General features: G+C 42.1%; 18 protein-coding genes, 2 tRNA genes and 2 rRNA genes. 7 read left to right on the top strand and 15 right to left on the bottom strand.

Annotation, left to right across the window (positions count from 1 at the left end):
* Window positions 1-85 precede the first annotated feature (85 nt).
* From fdnG to selB, 6 genes are all read left to right on the top strand, one after another.
* Complete coding sequence (gene fdnG, locus C9J45_RS07305) at window positions 86-3,100, top strand: formate dehydrogenase-N subunit alpha (protein WP_146144319.1); 3,015 nt, start codon at window positions 86-88, stop codon at window positions 3,098-3,100.
* Between the two features lie 3 nt (window positions 3,101-3,103).
* The gene (gene fdxH, locus C9J45_RS07300) at window positions 3,104-3,976 is read left to right on the top strand and encodes a formate dehydrogenase subunit beta (protein ID WP_107292365.1); all 873 of its coding nucleotides are present in this window, start codon (window positions 3,104-3,106) and stop codon (window positions 3,974-3,976) included.
* Window positions 3,973-4,608 (top strand): formate dehydrogenase subunit gamma, encoded by a 636-nt coding sequence (locus tag C9J45_RS07295; protein WP_005369417.1) that lies wholly within the window; start codon window positions 3,973-3,975, stop codon window positions 4,606-4,608. The genes fdxH and C9J45_RS07295 overlap by 4 nt, the downstream gene beginning before the upstream one ends.
* A 97-nt stretch (window positions 4,609-4,705) precedes the next feature.
* Window positions 4,706-5,596, top strand: a complete 891-nt coding sequence (gene fdhE, locus C9J45_RS07290; protein ID WP_107292420.1) for a formate dehydrogenase accessory protein FdhE — start codon at window positions 4,706-4,708, stop codon at window positions 5,594-5,596.
* A gap of 13 nt (window positions 5,597-5,609) precedes the next feature.
* Window positions 5,610-7,106 carry an L-seryl-tRNA(Sec) selenium transferase gene (selA, locus tag C9J45_RS07285; protein WP_107292364.1) on the top strand — a complete coding sequence of 499 codons (1,497 nt, stop codon included), beginning with the start codon at window positions 5,610-5,612 and terminating at the stop codon, window positions 7,104-7,106.
* A gap of 23 nt (window positions 7,107-7,129) precedes the next feature.
* Entirely contained in the window at window positions 7,130-9,052 is a 1,923-nt protein-coding gene (selB, locus tag C9J45_RS07280; RefSeq protein ID WP_107292363.1) for a selenocysteine-specific translation elongation factor, read from the top strand.
* 10 nt (window positions 9,053-9,062) lie between these two features.
* On the opposite strand, the gene C9J45_RS07275 is transcribed toward selB, so the two are convergent.
* The 12 genes from C9J45_RS07275 to C9J45_RS07220 form a co-directional block, all read right to left on the bottom strand.
* Window positions 9,063-9,157, bottom strand: a tRNA-Sec gene (locus C9J45_RS07275).
* A 106-nt stretch (window positions 9,158-9,263) separates the two neighbouring features.
* The gene (locus C9J45_RS07270; protein ID WP_005369422.1) at window positions 9,264-10,244 is read right to left on the bottom strand and encodes a sugar-binding transcriptional regulator; all 981 of its coding nucleotides are present in this window, start codon (window positions 10,242-10,244) and stop codon (window positions 9,264-9,266) included.
* A gap of 267 nt (window positions 10,245-10,511) precedes the next feature.
* Complete coding sequence (locus C9J45_RS07265) at window positions 10,512-11,288, bottom strand: ABC transporter ATP-binding protein (protein WP_107247352.1); 777 nt, start codon at window positions 11,286-11,288, stop codon at window positions 10,512-10,514.
* The gene (locus C9J45_RS07260; protein WP_005369426.1) at window positions 11,288-12,364 is read right to left on the bottom strand and encodes an iron ABC transporter permease; all 1,077 of its coding nucleotides are present in this window, start codon (window positions 12,362-12,364) and stop codon (window positions 11,288-11,290) included. Before C9J45_RS07260 ends, C9J45_RS07265 begins: the two co-directional genes overlap by 1 nt.
* A gap of 90 nt (window positions 12,365-12,454) precedes the next feature.
* Window positions 12,455-13,597: an ABC transporter substrate-binding protein gene (locus C9J45_RS07255; protein ID WP_233217655.1), complete on the bottom strand. Its 1,143-nt coding sequence runs from the start codon at window positions 13,595-13,597 to the stop codon at window positions 12,455-12,457.
* Window positions 13,598-13,672: 75 nt separating this feature from the next.
* On the bottom strand, window positions 13,673-15,637 hold the full coding sequence (locus C9J45_RS07250; RefSeq protein ID WP_107247350.1) for a TonB-dependent receptor domain-containing protein: 1,965 nt from the start codon (window positions 15,635-15,637) through the stop codon (window positions 13,673-13,675).
* A 147-nt stretch (window positions 15,638-15,784) separates the two neighbouring features.
* Window positions 15,785-16,492: a response regulator transcription factor gene (locus C9J45_RS07245; protein ID WP_107205939.1), complete on the bottom strand. Its 708-nt coding sequence runs from the start codon at window positions 16,490-16,492 to the stop codon at window positions 15,785-15,787.
* Window positions 16,493-16,623: 131 nt separating this feature from the next.
* Window positions 16,624-17,463, bottom strand: coding sequence for a sugar phosphate isomerase/epimerase (locus C9J45_RS07240; RefSeq protein WP_107205938.1), 840 nt, complete (start codon window positions 17,461-17,463; stop codon window positions 16,624-16,626).
* A gap of 1 nt (window position 17,464) precedes the next feature.
* Window positions 17,465-18,739: a DUF6005 family protein gene (locus C9J45_RS07235; RefSeq protein WP_107292362.1), complete on the bottom strand. Its 1,275-nt coding sequence runs from the start codon at window positions 18,737-18,739 to the stop codon at window positions 17,465-17,467.
* 9 nt (window positions 18,740-18,748) lie between these two features.
* Window positions 18,749-20,005 (bottom strand): AMP-binding protein, encoded by a 1,257-nt coding sequence (locus tag C9J45_RS07230; RefSeq protein ID WP_107292419.1) that lies wholly within the window; start codon window positions 20,003-20,005, stop codon window positions 18,749-18,751.
* Window positions 20,006-20,015: 10 nt separating this feature from the next.
* Complete coding sequence (locus C9J45_RS07225) at window positions 20,016-21,746, bottom strand: IucA/IucC family siderophore biosynthesis protein (protein ID WP_107292361.1); 1,731 nt, start codon at window positions 21,744-21,746, stop codon at window positions 20,016-20,018.
* Window positions 21,733-23,523 (bottom strand): IucA/IucC family siderophore biosynthesis protein, encoded by a 1,791-nt coding sequence (locus C9J45_RS07220; protein WP_107292360.1) that lies wholly within the window; start codon window positions 23,521-23,523, stop codon window positions 21,733-21,735. The genes C9J45_RS07225 and C9J45_RS07220 overlap by 14 nt, the downstream gene beginning before the upstream one ends.
* Window positions 23,524-23,714: 191 nt before the next feature.
* Here C9J45_RS07220 and C9J45_RS07215 point away from each other — a divergent pair, with 191 nt between their 5' ends.
* Entirely contained in the window at window positions 23,715-25,067 is a 1,353-nt protein-coding gene (locus C9J45_RS07215) for an MATE family efflux transporter (protein WP_107292359.1), read from the top strand.
* Between the two features lie 906 nt (window positions 25,068-25,973).
* Here C9J45_RS07215 and C9J45_RS07210 read toward each other — a convergent pair.
* From C9J45_RS07210 to C9J45_RS07200, 3 genes are all read right to left on the bottom strand, one after another.
* A tRNA-Asp gene (locus tag C9J45_RS07210) sits at window positions 25,974-26,050 on the bottom strand.
* A gap of 134 nt (window positions 26,051-26,184) precedes the next feature.
* Window positions 26,185-26,300 (bottom strand): 5S ribosomal RNA (gene rrf / locus C9J45_RS07205).
* Between the two features lie 132 nt (window positions 26,301-26,432).
* A 23S ribosomal RNA gene (locus tag C9J45_RS07200) occupies window positions 26,433-26,606 on the bottom strand; the annotation flags it as partial.

The following is a 26,606-nucleotide window of genomic DNA, read 5'->3' as shown; positions in this document are numbered from 1 at the left end:
AGATTTGACGATATTATATTCGCGCCTATAATATCCGACCTCTTATGTAATACAATTCTTTTTATAATAATTAGGTGAGTTGACTTTGAATATAAGTAGACGTCAATTATTTAAATTGTGCGCGGGAGCTGTCGCTACGACATCTATTGCCTCCCTTGCCACAATACCGCAAAAAGCTTGGGCGCAAGCTCGAGAATTTAAATTAACAGCAGCAAAAGAAACGCGTAATACGTGTTCTTACTGTTCTGTTGGTTGCGGAACTTTACTTTACAGTACTGGTGCAGCAAACGGTAATATCAAACAAAAGGTATTCCACGTTGAAGGTGATCCCGATCATCCAGTAAGTCGTGGTGCATTATGTCCAAAAGGTGCGGGTCTAGCTGGTTTTGTTAACAGCGAACAACGTTTGAAATTCCCCGAATATCGCGCACCTGGTTCAGACAAATGGCAACGTATTTCATGGGATGAAGCATTCACTCGTATTGCCAAGTTAATGAAGCAAGACCGTGATGAAAACCTTGTTAAAACAAATGAGCAAGGCACCACAGTTAACCGCTGGCTAACCACAGGTATGCTATGTGCTTCGGCAGAAAGCAACGAAAATGGTTGGTTAACACAAAAATTTGCCCGTGGTTTGGGCATGGTTCCAGTTGACACTCAAGCGCGTATTTGACACGGCCCAACGGTAGCAAGTCTTGCTCCAACATTTGGCCGCGGTGCGATGACCAACAACTGGGTTGACATTAAAAATGCCAACGTAATCCTTGTAATGGGCGGCAACGCAGCAGAAGCACACCCTGTAGGCTTCCGCTGGGCAATTGAAGCTCAAAAAACCAATAACGCTGAAATCATTGTGGTTGATCCACGTTTCACGCGTACTGCAGCAGTGGCTGATCACTATGCACCAATCCGTTCTGGTGCTGATATTGCCTTCCTATTAGGTGCTATTCGTTACCTGATCGCAAGCAGCCAAGTAAATCACGAATATGTAAAAGCCTACACTAACGCTAGCTTTATCGTACGTGATGATTACGCATTCCATGATGGTCTGTTCTCAGGTTATGACGCAGAGAAACGTCAGTACGATCGTAGTAGCTGGTTCTACAAGCTAGACGATAACGGCTACGCAATGAAGGATGAATCCCTACAACATCCTCGCTGTGTATGGAACTTACTGAAAGAGCACGTATCTCGCTACACACCTGATGTAGTTTCAAACATCACAGGTACGCCTGTTGATATGTTTGAACACGTATGTAAGGCGCTAGGTAGCACTGCTGCCGATAACCGTGTTGCCACTATTTTGTACGCAACTGGTTGGACTCAGCACTCAAAAGGCGCTGAAAACATCCGTTGTATGGCAATGATCCAGTTACTTCTAGGTAACATGGGTATGGCTGGCGGCGGTGTTAACGCCCTACGTGGTCACTCAAATATCCAAGGTATTACTGACCTTGGTTTGTTAGCACAAAATCTGCCGGGTTACTTGAAACTGCCATCTGATAAAGATGTCGATCTTGCCACTCACCTTAAGCACCACACACCAGTGGCACTTGAAGCAGATCAAACTAACTACTGGCAACACTACCCGTCTTTCTTCGTATCATTACTGAAGTCGTTCTACGGTAAAAATGCAACCGCAGAAAATAACTTTGGTTACGACATGATGCCGAAGTGGGATCAGGGTTACGACATGCTTCGCGTCTTCGACATGATGAAGAAAGGCGAAATGAACGGTTACATCTGTCAAGGTTTTAACCCTGTTGGCTCTATGTCCAACAAGCAAAAAACATTAGATGCGCTATCTAAGTTGAAATACTTAGTGGTTATCGATCCACTAGCGACAGAAACATCAACATTCTGGCAGAACAAACCAAACGTAAACGAAGTGGATACCAAGAATATCCAAACTGAAGTATTCCGTTTACCTTGTGCATGTTTTGCTGAAGAAGATGGCACCATCGTAAGTTCAGCGCGCTGGTTACAGTGGCACTGGAAAGCAGCAGATATGCCGGGAGAAGCGAAAGGTGATGCTGAGATCTTAGCGGGTATCTTCATGAAGATGCGTAATATGTACCAACAACATGGTGGTATATACCCAGATCCAATCCTTTCTCTAGATTGGAACTACGCCATTCCTGATGCGCCAAACACTAAAGAATTAGCACAAGAACTTAACGGTAAAGATGCTAACGGCAACCAGCTATCTAGCTTTGCTCAACTAAAAGCTGATGGTTCTACTACAGCAGGTTGTTGGCTGTACACCGGTAGTTGGACTCCTGCGGGTAACCAAACTGCACGTCGTGATAACAGCGATCCATCTGGTTTAGGTTTAGCACCAAACTGGGCATGGTCTTGGCCGGCTAACCGTCGTGTTCTGTACAACCGTGCATCAACACGTCCTGACGGCACACCTTGGGATAAGTCACGTACTTTAGTTGAATGGAATGGTAGCAAGTGGGTTGGCCCTGATGTGCCAGACTTTAACGCTAAGCTTCCACCATCAAGCAATGCGGGTCCATTTATCATGCAACCAGAAGGCGTTGGTCGTCTATTTGCGTTAGATAAAATGGCTGAAGGTCCGTTCCCTGAACACTACGAACCGTTTGAAACACCCATTGGTACCAACCCATTACATAAGAATGTGGTATCAAACCCAGCGGCACGTATTTTCAAAGACGATCTTGCACAGCTTGGTCAAAAAGAGCAGTTCCCATTTGTGGGTACGACTTACCGCTTAACGGAGCACTTCCATACGTGGACAAGTCACTCTCACTTCAACGCTGTTCTACAACCAGAACAATTTGTTGAGATTGGCGAAGGCTTGGCAAAAGAGCGTGGCATTAAGAATGCTGACATGGTTCGCGTCACCTCTAAGCGTGGCTTCATTGAAGCAAAAGCGTATGTGTCTAAGCGTATAACACCACTGCATGTTAATGGCCAAGCCGTTCACACTGTGGGGATTCCTATTCACTGGGGTTATGAAGGCGACACCAAATCTGGCTACTTAGCAAATGCGCTATCGCCATGTGTTGGTGATGCTAACTCACAAACGCCAGAGTACAAGGCATTCTTGGTTAACGTGGAAAAGGTGAAGTAAGCCATGGGTATGGAATCACAGAATATTATTCGTAGTTCTGCGACATCATCGCTAACGCCTTCACCTGATGCGCGTAAACGCCAAATTCAGGTAACAAAGCTTATCGATGTAACGTGCTGTACTGGCTGTAAAGGCTGTATGGATGCGTGTAGCGAATGGAACAACTTGCGCGGCAAAGTCGGTACCTTTGAAGGTACCTACCAAAATCCGCCAAATACAACCGCTGAAACATGGACCACTATCCACTTCAAAGAAATTGAAGAAGATAACAAGTTCAAATGGTTATTCAGCAAACACAGCTGTATGCACTGTTCTGACCCTGGCTGTTTAAAAGCCTGTCCAGAGCCTGATGCTATCGTGCAATACGAAAACGGTGTTGTCGATTTTAACTCTGAAAAGTGTGTCGGTTGTGGCTACTGTATTGCTGGTTGTCCGTTTGATATTCCACGCATGAACCCAGTCGATAACCGTGTTTACAAGTGTACTTTGTGTCTTGATCGCCTACAGGCAGGTCAAGTGCCTTCATGTGCAAAAACCTGTCCTACAGGTGCACTACGTTTTGGTGAGCGAGAAGAAATTCTTGAATACGCTAACCAACGAGTGGCTGCACTGCAAGCCAAAGGTCACAAGAACGCGGGTATTTACAACCCAGCTGGTGTGGGCGGCACACACGTGATTTATGTGTTGCACGATATTACTGATCCTGAACGTTACGATCTGCCAAAAGATCCAAAGATCAGCGAAACAGTGAAATTGTGGAAAGACGATGTGAAGCCACTTGCAGCAGGTTTAGTGGGTACGCTTGCGTTGGCAGCGATTCACCGTGTGACTGTTGGTCGCAGCCGTGTTGCGGAAGAAGAAGGAGATGAAAAATGAGTTTGAATAAAACAATTTTACGTCATAAGCCTTTAGATCGCGTTGTGCACTGGACGGTAGCACTAACGGGTATCTGGACTCTATTGTCTGGTTTATCTTTTATGTTCGCACCATTGCACTTCCTTAGCTATGTCTACGGTTCACCGCAACTTGCACGTATTTTGCACCCATTCGGCGCAATTGTGATGACAATCGGACTTGCGTTTTTAGTTGCACGCTACTGGAGCCATAACCACTTTGAAAAAGGTGATCTCCAGTGGATGCTAAAAGTTAAAGACGTCTTAACCGAGAACGAAGAAAACGTACCAGAAGCTGGACAATACAACGCAGGTCAAAAAATGATCCTACGTCAATTTATTGCTTGTGGTCTGATCCTTCTTGTTACCGGTTTGATTGCATGGCGTGCCTACTTTGCGGCTTACTTCAGCATTGATGTCGTTCGCATTGCACTGATTGTTCACTCAATCACAGCCATTGTTTTTGCTCTTAGCCTGATTATCCATGCTTACATGGCGTACTGGGTAGAAGGCTCTATCGATGGCATGTTAGAAGGGAAGGTTTCTCCTGCTTGGGCGAAAAAACACCACCCTCGTTGGCTACGTTCGCTAACTAGCGGCAAAAACCAACACTAACAACATGATTAAAAGCGGTAAGCCTGCACTTACCGCTTTACCTTTTTATACCAACCAAGGTTTACTTTGGTTGGTATTCTTGTCATTGGAAAACAGCATGAGCGTTAAAATTCTAGATAAAAATACCATTATAAAACAAAAAAGTGATGGCTTTACTCCGTTAATTATTGGTGATCCTGCAACCATTTTTTCAGCTCGTGCCGAGCGTTTACGTGCACTGGCTAAAGACTCTTTCATGGCAGATTACCTACTATTAGCCGGACAAATTGTTCAACAACAAGCGCGATTGGCCGAAGACTTTGCCCAACCTGTTGCTAACTTCGTATCAGAAAATGCTTTAACTTGGCCGCTATCTTTAGATCAAGCTTGGTTTCCAATCTTAGAAGCCATGTTAGCGCAATTAACCACCTCATTACGTTTAGTTGCATCTGACGACATCGTAAAAGTGATCGATTCACTTCAAGATCTTGATAGCGACACCCTACACCATTACTTCACCGCACTTCAGCATAACCAGCCTGAGCGTGTACCTGCTGATCTTGCTATTTTGCTATGGGCTTGTATTAATACATTCACCAGCCTACTTGTAAAAACCACGGCACTAGAGTGGCAACCCGAGCCCAATGTAAAACAGCATTTATGCCCTCTTTGTGGTGGTGCGCCAGTGGCAAGTTTGATTAAAGGCAGTGGCCACCGTTACTTGCATTGCAGCCAATGTGAAACAGAATGGCATCGTCTTCGTGCTGAATGTACTCAATGTGCGGATGGTGAAAATATTCATCTACAAAGTGAAACCCTAGAAGATGCGGTACGTGCTGAAACTTGCGGTCACTGTAATAGCTACCTCAAGATTTTATTTTTAGAAAAGCAACCAAACCTTGATCCTATCGCAGACGATCTTGCGACATTAGTGTTAGATCATAAGCTAAACCAAAACGAATTATACCGTAATGGATTTAACCCATTCTTTTTACCACTAATACAGTAATACTGAGATAGATATGACAGCCCAAGCACTCTATGCCCACTTACCCAGTGTTGATCTGATTTTAAATCACGAATTACAACAGCCTTTGATCCATCAATTTGGTAAAGAGCACATCACTACGCTTGTTCGTCAATTATTAGATCAAGCCCGCGAGACAATTCGAGATCAACAACAATTACCTCAGTGGCTGACACTTAATGAGTGCGACGGGCTGGCACTATCGCAACAGAAACTTGCACGTATAAATCTATTTTCTCATCATCTCGCACAATCGACTCTGCCTTTACAACATCAAGGGCAACGTCGTGTTTTTAACTTAACCGGTACTATCTTACACACCAATTTAGGTCGTTCGCTGCAAGCAGAAGCTGCAATAAAAGCGGTGACAGAGGTGATGCGTTTCCCTTCGACTTTAGAGTATTCTCTCCAGCAAGGTAAACGAGGCCACCGCGATCAAGCCATCAGTGAACAACTGCAACAGCTCATTGGTTGTGAAGATGCGTGCTTAGTGAATAACAATGCCGCTGCGGTACTGTTAATGCTAGCCAGCCTTGCCAATGGAAAAGAAGTCATTGTATCGCGTGGTGAGTTAGTTGAAATTGGTGGCTCATTTCGCATTCCAGATGTCATGCGACAAGCAGGGTGTCAGCTCGTTGAAGTCGGTGCCACGAATCGCACTCACTTAAAAGACTATCAACAAGCGATTAATGAAAATACCGCGTTACTGATGAAAGTACACACCAGTAACTACATGATCCAAGGCTTTACCAGCGCGGTATCTGAAGCTGAACTCTGTGCGTTGGGACGCGCAATGCAAGTACCAGTGATCAGCGATTTAGGCAGTGGGTCATTAATCGATTTAGCCCAATACGGACTACCAAGCGAGCCGATGCCACAAAAGATGCTGCAAGATGGCATTGATTTAGTGAGCTTTTCTGGCGATAAATTACTCGGTGGACCACAAGCTGGGATCATTGCTGGGAAATCTGAACTCATTGAACAGCTGCAACATCACCCACTTAAACGTGCACTTCGCTGTGACAAGATGACCTTAGCAGCGCTTGAAGCAACATTGAATTTATACCGTCATCCAGAGCGTTTACCTTGCGATCTCCCTACGCTGTCGATGCTAACTCGCAGCCTTGATACGCTGACAGATTTGGGGGAACGTCTAGTGCCTTACTGTCAGCAATTGGTTGGTCAGTACTTTACAGTAACGGTGATGCCTTCAATGGGGCAAATAGGCAGTGGTGCGCTACCCACCGAACAACTTGAATCTGTCGCGTTATGTTTCAGTGTTAACAATAATCAAACATCCTACACGCTTAATGATCTTGCGGATCTTTTAGCAAGCGGTGAGATCCCAATTATCGGTCGTATTCACCATGACAAACTGTGGTTATGTTTACGTGGGATCAGCCATGAACAAGATTTCATCGCTCAGCTTGCTCAACTTGCTCAACTTGCTCAACTTGCTCAACTTTCACTTTCTAATGCTAATCACGAATAACAAAGAACTAATAACGCCACTTTATGATAATTGCCACCGCTGGCCATGTTGATCATGGTAAAACCCATTTACTTCAAGCCCTAACAGGCACCAATGCTGATCGCTTACCAGAAGAGCAAAAACGTGGGCTAACCATTGATTTAGGGTATGCGTTTATGCCCTATCACTCACAGCAAACGCAACAACAAGAAACCCTCGGATTTATTGATGTACCGGGTCACGAGAAGTTTCTTTCCAACATGCTCGCCGGTGTCGGTACAGCCCATCATGCGATGCTGATTGTCGCAGGTGATGAAGGCATGATGGCGCAAAGCTATGAGCATTTAGCCATTTTGCGTTTATTGGCGATGGATAGCCTAACAGTGGTGATCACCAAATCAGATCTCACTACCTTAGAGCAACAACAGCAGTTAGAAGCACAACTCACTCAACTCTTATTTCAGCAAGGTTTTACCGAGCCAACAATATTTCATTGCTCCGCGTTTACTGGGGATGGTATTGATGTACTTAAAGCTCACTTAATCGCTTTAGCTGACAATGAAAAACAGCAACAAAATGATTTAGGCTTTCGTCTTGCCATTGATCGTGCTTTTCACGTAAAAGGGGCAGGATTGGTTGTTACTGGGACGGCATTAAGTGGCAGCATAAAGGTCGGTGATAGCCTGAATTTTGTTAGCCATAACAAACTTAAGCAAGGTCAAACACAGGCAAAAACTGTCCGTATAAAAGGTTTACACGCCCAAGGAAATACAGCGCAAACGGCAACAGCAAACCAGCGTGTAGCGATGAATATCGTTGGTGACATTGATAAGAACGAGCTTAGCCGTGGCGACTGGTTAGTCAATATTGTGCCCGATGCCGTGAGCAATCGCGTAACGATTACAATGGCTGCCAATACCGATATTAAACACTGGCAAGCAGTACAAGTTTTCCATGCCGCAGCCCATACCACGGGTCGTATTGCGCTACTTGAAACAGATAAGGCGAAGGCAGGCGAGCATGTACTGGCTGAGATTACCTTCGATAGTCCATTATGTTTAGCAGAGCAAGATCGTCTATTACTGCGCGATCCCGCTTTAAAAACGAACCTTGGTAGTGGCGTCGTCATTGATTTACTGCCGCCGAACCGTGGTAAGCGAAAGGCAGAGCGTTTAGCTTATTTAACCCAACGTGCAGAACTTGATTCCCTTAAAGATATTATTGCCTTTAAACTTGCCAATAAACCACAATCTATCAGTGAGTTAACCTGGCAGCATCAAAGTCAGCACATAGAACAAGTCGCAGGTAGTCATGTTGAAAATGATATTACCCAGTACGGTGATTTCCTTTGTACTTCTGCCTATCAAGTACAACTACAGCAGAACATGATTGAAAAACTCGCGTTATACCATCAACAAGAAAATGACCACATCGGCTTAGGTAAAGATCGTCTTTATCGCATTGCAGCACTCAACCAACCTGCTGCTATTTTTAATGAGCTGTTGGCTCAGCTATTAGCCCAGCAAACCATTATCAATACTCGTGGTTGGTTACACCTTGCCAGCCACCAGCTACAACTCACAGATCTTGAACAAAGAAGCTGGCAGCGCATTGCCCAGATCATGCAGCAAAATTCAACCCCTTGGTGGGTGCGAGATCTCGCCAATGAATGTGATCTTGATGAAGACGAATTGCGTGCTCTGAGCTATAAATTGGCACAACTGGGCTATATCTCTGCGATTGTTAAAGATCGCTATGTAAGCCACGACTATTTGATCTCGATTGCTAATCGTGTCCGTGCGCATATTGAACACCATCAAAAACTGGAAACAGCAGAGTTTAGAACGATTAGTCAACTAGGACGAAAAGTCGCCATTCAGATCTTGGAGTATTTCGATAAGATTGGTTTTACAAAAAGGAAATTTAACTATCGCGAACTGCGAGATGAAGGTTTACTAAAAGGATAAACAAATGAAGTGGCGGAAGAACATAGGAGTCGAACCTACCCAGGACTGCTGGCAGCCCTACCCGGATTTGAAATCCGGACGCATCACCGGATACGCCGTTCTTCCTCATTTGTGTGATGTATTTTATGCATTAAAGGTATAGTTATCAACTGCTATCACCATATTTCAGGGATAGCAGTTGTTTTTTAAGAACAACTGATTAAATATCAAGCTACTTCATTTGCTGATCTAAATTTAAAATAGTGAGCGCGTTACTTACACTGGTTGCTAATACATCAACAACCCCAGAGCGCAGTGCGCCTAATAATGCTAAGGCTTTACTATTTTCTGCTGCCGTTACCACAACAGTTGGAATATTTCGTAATTCTTCCATGGTTAAACCAATAACACGATCGCTCATCATGGTATCAGCTTGTTTTCCATGGCTATCAAAAAAGTCATAGCCCGCAATATCACCGACCACACCTTTACGAATTCGCGCTTCAACAATTTCTTGTGGTGTAAACCAACCTAACTTCACCATATGGCTATTTTCATTCATATCACCCACACCGACCAACGCTAAATCAGCACGACGAGCACGATCTAAGGTTTCTTTTACCGTGCCATTTTTCATAAATGCTTCTTTCACTATGATGTCGTCAACATAAGCGGGGGCATACAAGGTTTCACTAATACCATCATATTTTTTCGCCAATTGGCGACAAATGTGATCGGCATTAATGGCATTGCCTGAACGGTGTGTACCACCAATACCAGAAACAAATCGACATTTACGATGCGGCACAACACCAACATGATTAGCAATAGACGCGATATTACGTCCTTGCCCAACCGCAACCACCATATCATCAGTTAATGTCGTCGTTAGGTAGCTCGAAACCAGACTTGCCACTTGCTGACGTTGGGTTTCGTCATCAGGCTGATCGAGTGCAACCAATGCGCGTTTTAAATTAAAACGCTCAATCAATTGCTGTTCTAACTTTTCACTAAAAACAGGGTGATATTTAACGGTAATTTCCACTACCCCTTCATCACGCGCACGACGAAGTAAACGACCGACTTTAGCGCGAGACATACCAAAGCGCTGAGAGATCTCTTCTTGAGTAGCACCATCCTGATAATAAGCAATAGCGATCTCGGTAAGTAAATCACTGTCTACATGGTTACTGTCAGTACTGCTTATGCTCATTTTTGTGCCCTTTGTGTGGATAACCGATTTATTTATATTATCGGTTTATTCTATCACTGAGCAGAACAAAGCAATACTGACTAAACTCTCACATTTAGACGTGTACAGCTTTCACTCATAAAAACAGCACAAAAGTGAACGTGTTTTTTACCATCTATAGGCCAACTCCCAACACCACATATAACAGTATGATATATAAACACTTAATATCACGTACAGCTTTTTACCTTAAATGTACCAAAAGCTAAAAAGGCTGCACACAATTCATTACGCACTCATCGCTTCATCCACCAGTACTATCGGATAACCTTGCGAACACTGCTCTACTCGCCCTTTGACACCATAAGCGTTACGTAATACCTCTGCTGTTAACACTTGCTCTCCTTTGCCCATAACGACTACCCCATCAGGACTGAGGACCAACACTTTATCGCAAAAACGTAAGGCTAAATTTATGTCATGGATCGCGACAAGACCCATGCCACCAGTGTGCGCCAAATTTTGTTTTACAGCCTGAAGCACACTAATTTGCCAATGCAGATCTAACGCACTGGTTGGCTCATCAAGTAATAATAATCGAGGCTCTCGAATCAGCACTTGCGCTAATCCGATCATCTGTCGCTGCCCACCTGACATTTGTGCTAGCTGTTTAAGTGCTAAATGGGTTATTCCTAATTGGGAAAATGTTTTTTCAATGATTTGCTCAATATAACTTTTACTCAGTTCGGGTTTTACCGCGCGACAAGCACTAAATACAATTTCATAAGCAACAAGGCTAGTTGCCTGAGGCAGTGTTTGTGGCAAGTAACCGATTCTTCTGGCACTTTCGCTAAGGGCTAACTGACTTAATATTTCACCATCAAGAGACACATCACCTTGATATTTTTGTAATCGCGCTATCGCTTTGAGCAATGTCGATTTACCTACTCCATTAGGGCCGAGTACCGCCACCAACTCACCATTTTGGATCGGCTCAACAGAAAGTTGCTCAATGATCTTTTGCTGACCATACCCCGTTGTGAGGCTATTAATATTTAATGACATTACAACTTCCCTTTACTCGATAAAATAAGGCTCATGAAGAATGGGATACCAATTAATGATGTCACGATTCCAATTGGTAAAATCACTCCAGGGATCAAGCTTTTACTCGCGATGGAAGCCAGCGATAACAACAATGCACCGGCAATGGCACTCCCCGGAAGAAAAAAGCGATGATCTTCGCCTAATAACATTCTTGTTATATGAGGACCGACTAACCCAACAAAGCCAATTTCCCCCACAAACGCCACAGCGACAGCCGTTAATAAGCTCACTCTCAACAACACCATTAAGCGCATGCGCTCTACGCGAATACCGATACTTCTTGCTTGATCTTCTCCCGAGCGAATCGCTGTCATCGCCCATGCTTGACGCATAGAAAGCGGGAAACACACCGCAAAGACAAGTGCGACAATCAACACTTTTTCGTTATTTGCTCGCACCAAACTGCCCATGGTCCAAAACACTATCTGTTGTAAAGCATTACTGTCTGCGACAAACATTAATAAACTGACTAAGGCGTTAAGGGCAAAAAAGAGTGAAATACCAAACAAGATCACGGTATTAACCGATGCGCCTTGGCTTCGTGATAACACCACCACCAAAAGTGATGCTAAAAGCGCAAAAGCAAAAGCAAACAAAGGCAAAATGTAGTCAAAGCGAAACGGTAACCACGACCAATCAAATAAGATAGCAACCGCCGCGCCTAATGTTGCAGCCGCACCAATGCCTAAGGTAAACGGACTCGCTAACGGATTATTTAAAGAGGTTTGCATTTCAGCCCCCGCTAACCCTAATGCCGCACCAACAACAATGGCCATTAAAGCGTAAGGGATCCTGACATCAAAAATAATCACTTGTTGGACGGGATCGAGTACTTCTGGCTGAAAGAGCGCAGAAAAAATATGGTTTAAGCCAATTTGAGACGGGCCGGTTGCAGTATCAATAACCCATGCAATGACAAGTGCTATCGCCATCATACTTAACAAGAGAATTCGTTTAATCACAAAGCGCCGATAACGCTGTGACAAACTGGTTGTTTGATGGTTTTCATCAACACTTAATGTGGCTGATTTCATGATATTTCCTTTATCTTACAAAGCCAAAAACCGGATAACAGTGACGTCATCCGGCTCATTGAATTAATTAAAACAACACTAATATTTAATTTATAACGCCATCCAATAGGTACCATTAAGAGGCACTGGCTGATAATCACGATATAGTGTTTCTAATGTTTTTTGTGGTGATAGCTCAGCAAACGTTTTGGGGTAGGCCCATTTAGCAAACGTCTGAATAGCAACAATATTGAGCGGCGTATTATAAAAATGGTGCCAGATAGAATAAGCCCGTTTATTTTTCACTGCGGTTAATTGATTAAGTGGCGGTCGTTGAGTAATGGCAGCCAAAGACTGGTGTGCTACTTTGGCACTAATACTGGTACCAAGAACAATATATTGCGGTGCTTCTTTTTGAGTCTGGGTTGAGCCAACAGCAGTACCAATATAAATGTCAGGCTGATGCGTTAATAAATACTCTTGATTTAATACGCCCACAGATCCCGGAAGTAGTGGCTGTGCCATATTCTTCACCCCAATAAAGTCAAGCATTTGAGCAACCATACCCCGAGCCATGGTCTCACAACATTCACCGTTAACACCTACACGACTATGAAGAAAGACTGTCGGAACATCTTCAGGTTTTACCGTAGCAAGACCTTGCTTCACCTTATCTAACTCTTGGTTATAAAATTGAATATAGCTTTTCGCTTGCGCTTCTCGACCCAGTACTTTGCCCATGACCTCTAAACTACGTAAGGTATTTTTCACCGGATCTTTGCGAAAATCGATAAAGACGACCGTTACGCCCGCACGCTCTAAAATTTCAATAATTTCGCTATTTCGCGCATTAGGCCCATGACCTTCGACACCTAAAAAAGCCACATCCGCTTTAAGCGCTAATGCGGTTTCTAAACTAAAACTCTCCGTTGCGCCTTTACCAAACAGAGGGATATTATCGATGTCAGGAAACGCGGTTTGATATTGTTGATAAGAATCAGGATCGACTAACTTCATGTCTCCCATCATACCGACAATACGAGATAACACTTGATCGCCTTCTAAAATCGCTAACGCGGGAATATAGCGACTTTCACTTAACAGTAATCTTTCCGCAGGTTGGGATATTACGACTTCTCGCCCAGCTAAATCCGTTACAGTAATGCTTTTCGCTACACTGTGAGTACTACATAAAACCAAGCAAACACTGAGCAGAGCAATAAGACGATTTTTTATTGATAGAAATTGCGGCATAACTTTCCCTTTGATCACATTCACCTAGCCTTAAACGAAAAAAGGAGAGACAGACGTCCCTCCTTGTTCATTTATTTAAAAGGCATACGCAACATTAAAGCGGATATCACGACCCGGCTCGCGTGGTGCACTCGCAATAGCGTTTACATCACCGTAGCTAGCATGATCACGATAATCTTTATCAAAGAGATTTTTAACTGCCAGAGAGAGTGTTAACTCTTCACCCGATAATGGTTGCCACTGGCTGTAAATATCATGAACGGCATAACCTGGCTTTTCACTGTAGTTAGTGACGTACTCTTCACCTTTATAGATTTCAACCACTTCTACTGCATCATCAAGACGAGCAACATAGCGACCTGTATAACCAATTAACAAGTTATCAAATACATAGTAATTAATATCCGCAACCCATGTATCACCTGTCGAGGTACCAATACCAAAGTTCTCATCAATTAAACGTTGACCATCAAGATCCGAGAGAGAGTGATTGAAGCTTAATGACATACTTAAATCATTGAAGGTGTAGCCAGCACGCGCAGTGAAACCTTTGGTTTCTAAGTCGCCTTGATTTTTCGCACTCTTACCGACCACATCGTCAATTTTATTAATGTACGCCGTTGCTGATAGATTTAGACCGCCGTTTACCCAGCTAGCCCCCACTTCGGTATTATGTGCTCGCTCTGCTTTACGGTTTGGATCTAACTCAATATCAGTCATGAATGAATCTGGGATCTGGGCGCCACGGAAAGCTTCTGCGTAACCGGCATAAACATTCAAACCCGGTATAACGCTGTAGTTCAGGCTAACATTAGGGCTAAAGCCTGAATGATCGACTTCTGTACCGTAAGAATCTTTTAATTTATATGTATCGTAACGACCACCAACACTTAATAGTAGCGGCTCAACAATACGGAAATCACTCTGTACATAGACGCCTGCAACAGTGCCTTTAAACTCATAAGTATCTGGGCTATAAGCTAAGAATGTGCCATCTGTTATATCTTTACGGTAATCAACACCATACGTAACAGCAAACAAGTTAAAGCTACTCGTGTTGCGAATATCACCACCATAGCTGTGTGTTTTCGCGATATTATTTGTTTCACGAGGTACGTCTGGACGACTCTTATGCTTTAGCTCAGTTTCGGTGTTATATGCGGTAACATCAAGATCAAGGTATGGGTTATCAGCAGGATTTAAACCGTAATTCAGCGTGAAAGTATCTCGGTTCATCTCTTGGTCAAGCGGGAAATTCTTTCTACTTTCAGCCCAGTGAGGTCGGAAGTTACGATACGCTTCATCACCGCGGTGATCATAACTTAAAGTGATTTTCTGCGCGTCAGTAATATCACCAACAAGTTTAATAAAGCCAACTTTGTTTTGTGCTTCAGTAAACGGCTGCTCGTTACCATCGCCATCTGTGTAGTTACCTAAATCGCTATACACCATAGTAGCAACAACGCTTACGTTGTCAGTAAGGTAACCATAGCCGCTGACGCTCGTTTTATATCCTTTCGTATTATCATAGTAGCCCGCCTTCACTAAGCCACCAAAACGTTCGTCACCTTGCAACATATCTTCAGCATCTTTGGTTTTAAAACGAATCGCACCACCCAGTGCCCCCGCACCATCTGTCGCACGTCCAGCACCCGCTGCAACTTCAACTTGTTTCAATAATTCTGGTTCTATTGATAAACGCCCTTGGTGGTGAAAAATATTGCCTGATTGAACAGCACCATCAATAGTCACGTTTAGCTGGCTATCTTCTAAACCACGAACATAAATCTTTTGAGCAACACCAGTACCGCCACCGATGCTAACTTCGGGATCTGTGCGGAAAATATCATTGATATCGTTGGCTTGTTGTCGTTCAAGCTGCTCAGAATCAATAAACACTTCTGTCGCTTGTAATGGGTTACCCATTACAACCATTTTTTCATGTTCACCTTCTGAGTCGGCAACCGCAATTTGTGTAAACAACGCACTTGAGACAGCAACCGTTGTCGGTAGCAGCTTGAATTTGCATCCTTTCAACATCTTAATTTTCCATTGTTAATGATAATAATTATCATTATTTTGCTACTACGCACTAAGATGTAAATGCTTTTTACAATTGTTACAACCACACAACTAATTAATTACTATGAAAAAAGCCCTTACCTTTCGATAAGAGCTTTTTCCTTATTAACTAAAACTGTAACCAACGCCATGAGCCGTTTTCAGCCGCTCAACTGGCATACCTGCCGATACTAATTTTCGTCGAACTCGGCTTAAGTGCATATCTAAACTGCGGTCATATAAGCTAAACTCACGTGACAATACCTGTCGGTATAAATAGTCTTTACTCAATACTTGATTTTGTTGAAAAGCTAATGTCCAAAGTAAATTAAATTGAATTGGTGTCATTGATAATGTGGTTTCTTTATAACTTACCGCTAAACTTTGCTTATCCATTTTCAAATCATCAACAATTAATAACTTGGTTTTATTTGACGGTAATTGCCGCTGCTGAATACGCCTTAAAATCGCAATAACACGACACAAGACTTCCTTAATCGGCTGTTTACGTGGAATGTAATCATCTACACCATGGAAAAAACTGTTTACGCATTCAGTATCGCTATAGTTATCCGCTAATAAGACAATAGGAATGTGAGAAACTTGCCGGCACTGTTTTAAAAACGTAAACCCTTTCATTTCAGGTAATTGATTAGAGACCAGCATAAGATCTACTGTCGCATTTTTATAAACGTTTTCAGCTTCAAGTGCAGATTGGCAACGTTTGATCACAAAACCTTCACGCCAAAACAGTTCAATTAACTGCTGACCATAATTATGCTCAGGTTCCACAATTAAGATTGTTCTTGAATGATGGACCTTATCTATATTCATGCCAATCCCTAGCTAAGTATCTGTCACTTTATTGATAATAGTTATCACTATCAGTTAGGTGACTGATAGTATACGAGCGTTTTTTTATAATCAATGCCTATTTATCGAAATCAGTTAAATAAAAATTAAAACTAAAACAGTAATTCAGCCTGTTTTATATTCTCACCAAACCTATCCAATGCTTTTTTGTCATTTATTAAGATTTGCTTTACATTATTACCGAACCACTCAAGTGATGCGGTTGTATTTTTATTTCGAGATAATCCATCAATAAAATGTTGATAATCTAATACCCCCTCAAATAAAGGTGTCATTCCTTCACGGCTACCTGCTGGCGAATAAACGTTATCAGGTGAAAACACGTTTAAATATTCTCGGGAAGCGATATTTTTTAAGTGGTAATGATCGACATAATCACTAATTTGATTGTGAAAATAATTAATGTCAGCACCAGATTCCCAAACATGTAAGCTGTCAAAATTAATTTTTAAAGCCGGATGGTAAACCTCATCTAAAAGCTGCAGAATCGATTCTGTCGTATCCGCTAAAGTATTGGGATGGGTTTCAACAAGTACATTTAACCCTTGGTGATGCGCGTATTCACAAATATGACGTAGTCTTGTAACCAGCTTTTCTCGGTCATTTTTATTAACCTTATCGCTGGCTTGATGCCCCGCAAAAGTACGTATTTTATTTGTGTTCCAATAGTTCGCTAACTTACAAATATGCGCACACTTTTGTTGAGTAACGGTTAGATCCCCTACTAAGGGTAAGTAATCACTTAGCATCGAAATCGAGAGTCCCATTTCCTTTAACCATTGAGCATCATATTGAGGTTGTGACTCCAGACTTATGGCATGTACCCCCCAAAGCTCGATACCTTGAAAGTCATGGCTTCTTGCCCATTGCGCTAAGTGTTCTAATGACATTAATTGATGACGAAACGAAATAGTACAAATAGATAATTGCATATCAGCAAACCTCCATAACAGAATCACACGGTAAGTCGTTTAACTCACACCAATCGGAATACATATCAAATAACCCTTTCTTAATACGTTTTTCTGTTCTGTCTTGCTTATCCAACAAGTATTGAATACCTGTATATAAATTAAGATCTTTGGTTTCTGCCATTTTCATTACTTGATACTGAATACTGGTATAGGTCTGGATTAATTCTTCAATCACATCACACCAATATTCAAAATCATCATCACTTTGACCTAACGCTCTGCCAAAATAAGCAAAGCCATGTTCGTAAGCATATTTACGCACCGCGATAACTTTTAATTCACGTAAAGCAAGTGGGAGATCTGACAAACAAATCCCCTGCGTTTCATCAAGGTGAGCTTTGATAATTTCACGAACGGCATTTGTTAGCGGGTTTTTATCTTCAATAAAGCAAAGCTTGAAATAATCTTGCACCACATGTAACGGCGCATCGTGCAGAGCATTTTCATTAAAAATATACCCTCCCTCAACGGTCGGCTGAGAGATCGCATTTTCAATGCGATCTTGTGAAATTTCACCTTGCCAACGAAAGTCAGGATCCCACATCATCCAGTGCTCTGGTGTCTCTGTTTCCGTCAACATAACGTAATGGGGAAATGGGTTCTGATTAAATTTATTTTCACGCTCAGGAAGGTGATAAAGATCGAGCATCACCATCAAGTGATCTGAGTTCGATTTATTACCAAGTAACGCTTTCATGGTTGCTAAATTCGCGAGCTTGGTTTTCTCACTGTCATACCAAGCGATAAGCTCGCCACCAAACAAACGTTGGTACCAATCAATAAATAATTGGTGATTAATGTCGTCACTATGGTATTGCAGTTGGTAGCGCTCACTTACATCAAACGTCGCATCCCATACCGCAAAATAAAATGGTCGATGATCAATGCCTTTGCTCTTTAACGCTTCACATACACAACTAACAAAGCAATGTACTTTTACATCTTCAAATTCAACCTCAGGCTCTTTCGGTGCGAGCTCTGAGTCGTTGTTAACTTGGCATAGGAAATCGGCTAAGCTCGCAACTGTCGCATAATCTGCAGCTGTAATATGTTGCTCTGGTACGGTCAATCCTAAATCGAGCTCTAAATGTAAAATAAGCTGAAGTATTAACACTGAATCTAAATACAACTCTTCATTCAACTTTGCTGATGGACTAAAAAGCGCCATATGGCTATTTTGCATATTTTCTTCAAGCACTTTTTTGATAGCTTGGATCATCTCTTCGCGCTGCATTTTTCTTCCTTAACCAATCGCTGCAATTGAAACACTACTTTGTGAAAGCGCTTTTCGATTTATCTTTCCGTTTGCCGCTTTTTCGATAATCTCGCGCTGCTCTATATCAACGGGTAACTGGTGATTCGCTAAACGCGTTCCACACCATTGACGAATCCGGCTTGGTTCAATCATTGTGTCTGCCACAAACTGCAAACATACACGCTCACCAGATAACTCATCGGCACGCTTAAACACCACCGCATCTGTAATTTCAGCCAATTCCATCACAACGTTTTCCACATCTTGTGGATACACATTCAGCCCAGAAACATTGATCATGTCATCGCTACGGGAGACGAAACATAACTGCCCTTGCTCATCAAAAAAACCAAGATCTTGAGTATTAATATCAAGCTTATTTTTGGATACGATGATCTCTTGCGGGGAAGTGACATCACTCCCTGCTGATACCCTTAAATGTGGAAGTGGAAAGCCCATTTGATTGGCATATTCAGGATTTTCGCAGACGGTAATACAACCTGCTTCAGAACAGCCGTATTGCTGGAATAAATACTGACTTCGTACCTTTATCGCTTCAAACCAGGCTTGCGGTAGCACCGTTCCTGACGTCATCACAGCATGTAGTTGTTCTTGTTTGGGATAGAGCTGTACGAGGGAATGCAGTAAGTTTGGTGATGAATAAAGCAAGTGATCACTATTCTCTAAGCATTTTCTCAATAGGTATTTAGGATTAATGTTGGTTATGATCACAGGCACTAAACCACGCTTAAGCGCGACAAGTACGCCACAAATTAATCCATAAGAGTGAGTAATTGGACATGCAATTAAAGGGGTCATGGACTGAGGTGCTGTAAAGGTTGTCACATAACTTTCAATTTCTTCATCAATAGACAACCAAGAGCGAGTGATCACTTTCGGCTCACCAGTTGTCCCAGAGCTAGTTTGTACTAAAACCGCTTGTTGATCTTTATCTTCTCTTTTTAGCGTCAGTCCCGTCTGCTCAATATCAAAAATAACGATATGACAGTTTGCTTTGTCTGCTAAACGCTTTGCCGCTAAACGCGGAGTCGTGGCTAAAATAGGATAAAATGAACCACCATTTCTTTTTAAATATAAACAAAGTGCTAGCAACTGAGCAGGATTTTGTAGGCACACGGCAACGCGTTTTCCTGCACAGTCTTTTAACTGAGGGTGCGCTGAAAATATTTGGAAGCACTGTGAGAAAAAAGCACTATCGATATAATCATCGTTAACGTAAATCATAATATCCCTATTATTTAAAAGCGCACGAAAGCGCATTCGACACGATATGGTGACACTCTTGTTTCTTAGCCTGAAATTTTCGAGCTAATAATGATTCTGTTGCAATTGAAGTAGATTGGTAATCGAGTTGAGCTATCCGATCAGCGAGCTCTGGATGCGCTGCACTGTATTGTTCGAGCTTATTCTCAACCAGTTGCCAGAACTGCCTTTCCGTTCCACCGTAATGCCATTCAATAAGGTGAGAGACCTCTGCAAGGTTATAAATGAATAAGGTATCCATCACTAATTCGCGCAGCAGCTCTACCGAACTCATGGCATAAAATATATCTAGAGGTGCCTTGGCTAAGGTTGGTTCTAATAATGCTAAATCAGGTGCTGGAAACTCAGTACTAAGGAACGCAGAGTGGTATTCGACACTTTCATGAAAATCACGAATAATAATCTTTTCAGGCCAACCATTGCGGTGAACCAATACCATGTTTTGTCCGTGCGGCTCCGTTCCCACCCCATACTTGACCAATAAGTGCCAAATTGGGATCACTGCCACCTCGATAAGTTGCGAAAGCCACGGTACTAAGCCATATTTATCAATCCAATGATCAATGAATGGCTGACCATCTTGCTCGACCATCATCAACGCATTAAATGGTACCGCCGTTTGCTCAGGTGATAATTTTTTTTCTAGGCTTTCTCTAAAAATAACCGCCAGTTGGTCACTTAAAGGATCACACTCCACCGTTTTCCCAAGCGGTACATAAATCCCGCCCGCGTATTCGGCTAAGATGTCTAATCCTGACAACTCAGGATCTTGACTAACAATGGTTTCAAGCCATGTTGATATCTCTGGTGCCAAGCAAACGGAATAACCAGCTAAGGTCCGCTTAGAAGAGGTGTTCACCATATTCAATGGCAATTTGATATTGGCTTTTGCTTTATTCGTCACATTGAGTAAAGTTCTGACCGATTGCGAAGCAACATATTGGTCTCCTAACTCTCCCAAATCGATAATAATTTTCTGCTCAAGTAAAGATGGAAAATCTTCTTTGTGTAATTGACGCCACTGCCAAGGATGAACAGGCAATAAAGCATACTCCTGCCAGTTACCTTGCTGCTGAGATAAAATAAAACTCAATGTTTGCCAGTGATCTTGATCTAATTCACTAGACCAAAAACGATCATGCTCATCAGGTAAATGTGAACGAAAATGTGTTCTTTTTATCGCGATCCAGTGCAAACAAAATGATTCCCCAGCTTCAGGTCCATAACATTGATGATCAAGAAAGTTAAACCCTGTTCGCGCTTTAAAAGAGGGGTGATAAGGATGCCCTTCATCAAGCTGTGCTTCCAACTCAATAAAACTTGCCTGCCGACGTGAATCACGAGCTGGAATATTATCTTGATTCCAGCGACACAAATTTGAGGTTTGTTTAAACTCTTCGATAATAGATAACTTAACTTGCTCAAGGGCGGGCAAGTCTCGAACAATATCTTCCCAAGATTGCGAGATAAGCTGAGGCTGACCATCAATCGTTAAGGTTGAAATATCTAAACGATAACGCCCAAAAGCGCCAATATGACCACGAACGTGATAATGCTTTTCCGCCATGCTCCAAGTAAACGTGTTGTGACCATTCTCAGAGCCAACATCAATTTCAACCAATTGTTCAAACATGATAGCTTCAAAAAGTTGCTTAATGATTCTCTGTTCAGGTTCTAGCGTAAGACAATTAGGCAATGGCATCTGATACCTCCTTTTTCTGATTTGTGGTATCAGCTGTTATAAATGGATTATCGATGTAGCAATAAATCGCCTGTTCGTTCTCAACCATTAATTCATCGACATCGTGGACACGTGTCAGTAAATTCGCTTTCATTGCCCATTGCTTATTTGTCAGTAATTGCTCGACAAATAATTTACCGCCACCCAGTAATGATTTATGTAATGCGGTGAGCCGTTGCTTAACAAAATTCAGTAATAAAGCTTCATCAATAATATGATCAGCGCCTAGTCGACCAATAATCGAAAAGAGATGGTTGATCATTAAATAATAAGTGAATCGCTCACAGATCATTTCATCATCAAAATACAAGTCATGAACACGGCTAGATTCAGGCTCCATACCTTCTAAATAACTGCGGTAGCTTTTTGATAAATAGAAACCTTGGTTATCTCGGAAATAATAATTCGATGGATAACCAGTCTCTAATTGAATAACGCTATTTTGTTGGTGTGCTTCTAACGCAATGCCATGCTCATCATACAAACGGATCATAGGATCTATCGCACAATCCCAATAACGGGCAAACCATCGCATCGCTACATGAGATTCAGAGCAATGCTCTTTCGTTGCCAACTCAACAATAATAGAGGCTAATAACGATGCTTGATTTGGCAGCGGATCTTGTGTCAATGCAGCAATAGTAAGAACATCCTGATCTTGACCCGCCTGAAATGGATTTTCTCGAATAATAGTTTCAAAACCACTTTCTTCTCGCTCTGGTAATAATACGGTGACGTATGCAGGATCTGTCACAACATTAAAACTAGGATAATCACCACTAAATCCCGTCTTACGATATAACCCAGCCATAACTACGCCAGCATCAAGTTCATGACGTTTATTTACTCTAAGAGAATTCGTAATTTTTACAGGTATCGAAAACTTATACATCCAAGATAAATGCGCACTGTATAGCGATCTCACAGAGGACGTTGCGGTGAACTTACAACCATGCTGTCCGCTATCAATAATTAGCCCCTGAGTCATTAAATCCAGAATGGCGGGATCATGTAATAATTTTTGCGCTTGTAGCGGATGCATAGGCAAGACTATAAACTCATCTGAGATTTGTAAGTCTGCGGTTTCGAGAGAAGATGCGATGATCTCTTCAGCTGAAATTGATAATGCAGAACGCTGGCAAATCAAAGAGCGGGCAACATTAAAGTAGTGAAGTGCAAACTCCCCTTTTAATTCAGGCGCATAATATTGATGATGAAAATCAAGCATCCCTTGACGACTTTTAGGCGTCGGATGTTGCCAATGTCCAAAAACTAAACTCTGTTCAGCATCAATAAAACAACGAGAAGGCGGTGCATTTTTTGTCATATTTTCCGCCAAAAAATACTCCATGAGCGACATACTTTCTAACAGGCGAATCAAGAATTCCTGTTTTTTCAGTGACATTATCTTTTGCTCAAAAAATGAATTTAAAAGCATAATTGCAGCTTCTTTTTCAGAGCTGTTATACCAATTTTTATCATTATTTTTTAACCAAATATCACCAAAAGTATGGCGGCCAACAATGGTTTTATAAGTCACTTCAACGGCAATAACTACATGTTCTTTAGGTAAGTTTATTTCAATAATCCACTGACACGATGGTGAACAACATAATTCATTTTTCTCCATCCACGCATCAACTCGGTACCATGAATCTTGCTTACATTCTTTTAAGTAACAATTAAAGAGGGCCTGAAATGAAGCGACTTCAGCTATTTTTTTTGCTGTTAACATCATGTTGAACCGACTATTTATTGATAAATAAGAAATTAATTAAAGATTCTTAATGATATTAATTCTCATTTCAATAATGATTACATTTGTTACACAAAAATGTATGCAGCAGCAAAACGTGGCACTTCAACGCTCGTACTTATGATTGAAACGCTTCAAAATGGACATTAAGCTCATTCATAAAACATAAATTCATGACGCATAACAAGGTCACTCAGGGCCCTATCATTAGTACTTTTTTCCTGTTTGCTTTTCCTGCACTCATTGCATTACTTGCTATTACCACTGCAAGTTTGGTCGATGGGATCTTTGTAGGAAAATATCTAGGTTATGAAGCTTTAGCAGCTATCAATATTCTTATTCCTTACATCACATTCATGTTTGCATTGGGTCTAATGGTGGCTATTGGTGGGACAGTAACTGCAGGAAAATTTATCGGAGAAGGAAACTATAAAGAGGCTAATGGTATTTTTACCTTATCGTTAATCTCTATTTTTTTATTCGCTACCTTGATGGCGATTATTAGTTTATTTTTCAATGAGACTTTATTTTTATTTCTTGGTGTTGATGAACAATTAACCCCCCTTACTCAAGCTTACTTCCAAGTAATATCAGTCGTACTCATCATTCAACTAACCACGATGGTTTTATATTATTTTGTACGCGCAGATGGCTTTCCAACGCTAGCAACATCAGCTTTAGTCTTGGGCTCTGTCGTTAACATCATGCTTGATGTCCTTTTTCTTGGCTATTTTCAGTGGGGAATTCAATCGGCCGCTTGGGCAACAGGTATAGCACAGATAATACAGTTATTAGTGCTCTGTACTTTTTTCACTAAGAAACAAAGATTAATTAAATTTAAGCTCTGTTATTCAAGCGTGAAACCTTACTTCAGAGGGCTACTTAATGGGATTTCAGAATATATCAATGAAATTTCTGTAGGTATTGTTATTTTCACTATTCATTGGCTATTGATGAAAGAGCAGGGCAATACTGCTATCTCAGGCTTCGCTGTCGCAAACTATATGTTATTTATTAGCATGATGCTGTTTTACGGCATTATCGATGCTCTTCATATACTGGTAAGCCAAAACTATGGAGCAAAAAATTTCACACGCATCAACCAATTCATGATTTTAGCTACCGTTACCGTGATAAGTATTAGTACACTATTAATAGTAAGCGTACTGTCAGGATCAGATTCAATAACGAAGCTTTTCATTGATAATACAGAGTCTGACGCCTATCAATTGGCATTAAGTTACATTGGCGTTATATGGCCCTGTTTTATCTTTAGCGGAATAAATGTCTTACTATCTTGTTATTTCACAGCGATGCATTGTCCTCTTCAATCATCTATTATCGCTTTATCAAGAGGGTTAGTTTTACCTGTATCACTGCTTCTACTCTTCACCAATTTTATTCCAAGCATCCCGTTTCTTTTTGCTTTACCTATCGCAGAATTAAGCACTTTTATTATTGCATTAACGCTTTACCTTCGTTTCCAATACAGCATAAAACACAAGTCTAAGCTGGTAACTATATGATGCTTATCAATAATCAGCCATACAAAAAAGCTCTACTGAGATCTTAAATAAGTGGCCGAGAGTGCAAGACTTGCCTAAGCTTCGCAATAAAAGCTTAACTACACACTATCATTTCCACTTTCTACAGATGAAAAAAAGCCTCGCTATTACTAGCGAGGCTTCTTAATAAGTGGCGGAACGGTGGGGACGCCTAGTTCGGGCTTGCGCTCAAGCGGGACTCGAACCCGCGCGCCCCGGCGTGACAGGCCGCTAAGCTCTCCAATAAAGAGGCTAACCAACTGAACTGCCAACTCACTCAAATACATTTAACTCATTTATTCCAAATGTAAAAAAGCCCTAGTCTTTCGACTAGGGCTTAATATAAGTGGCGGAACGGTGGGGACGCCTAGTTCGGGCTTGCGCTCAAGCGGGACTCGAACCCGCGCTCCCCAGCGTGACAGGCCGCTAAGCTCTCCAATAAAGAGACTAACCAACTGAACTACCAACTCACTCAAATGCATTTAACTCATTTATTCTAAATGTAAAAAGCCCTAGTCTTTCGACTAGGGCTTAATATAAGTGGCGGAGCGGACGGGACTCGAACCCGCGCCCCCCGGCGTGACAGGCCGCTAAGCCCTCCAATAAAGAGCTTAACCAACTGAACTACCAACTCACTCAAATACATTTAACTCATTTATTCCAAATGTAAAAAAGCCCTAGTCTTTCGACTAGGGCTTAATATAAGTGGCGGAGCGGACGGGCTTGCGCTCAAGCGGGACTCGAACCCGCGTTCCCCCAACGTGACAGGCCGCTAAGCTCTCCAATAAAGAGGCTAACCAACTGAACTGCCAACTCACTCAAATACATTTAACTCATTTATTCCAAATGTAAAAAAGCCCCAGTCTTTCGACTAGGGCTTAATATAAGTGGCGGAGCGGACGGGACTCGAACCCGCGACCCCCGGCGTGACAGGCCGGTATTCTAACCAACTGAACTACCGCTCCGACGAACATGGATGTTCTAATATCGCGAAGCCATGGATGGCTAAGAGCGATAACACCACATGCGATATCCATAGTTCAAATAGATATCTATTTTTGCTTTCGTCTTTTTTTAAAAAGATGAAAACGAATTTGAAGCCTGGCGATGTCCTACTCTCACATGGGGAGACCCCACACTACCATCGGCGCTATTATGTTTCACTACTGAGTTCGGCATGGGATCAGGTGGGTCCATAACGCTATGGTCGCCAAGCAAATTTGGTTTTATTTATTGTCATCGACAATAAATAGCAATCTGGGAAAAGTTAACTAGTGTTCTCTACACGTTCAAGTGTACTTGGAGTCCGCGTTTCTCTTGACGAGATAAAAACCCCTTGGGTGTTGTATGGTTAAGCCTCACGGGCAATTAGTATCGGTTAGCTCAATGCCTCGCAGCACTTACACACCCGACCTATCAACGTTGTAGTCTTCAACAACCCTTTAGAGACCTTAAAGGTCTAGGGATGACTCATCTTGAGGCTCGCTTCCCGCTTAGATGCTTTCAGCGGTTATCGATTCC

This window comes from Photobacterium sp. GB-1, assembly GCF_003026165.1.
Taxonomy (GTDB): domain Bacteria; phylum Pseudomonadota; class Gammaproteobacteria; order Enterobacterales; family Vibrionaceae; genus Photobacterium.
Note: the sequence above shows the minus strand (reverse complement) of the source record. Positions and strands in the feature narration are given on the sequence as shown.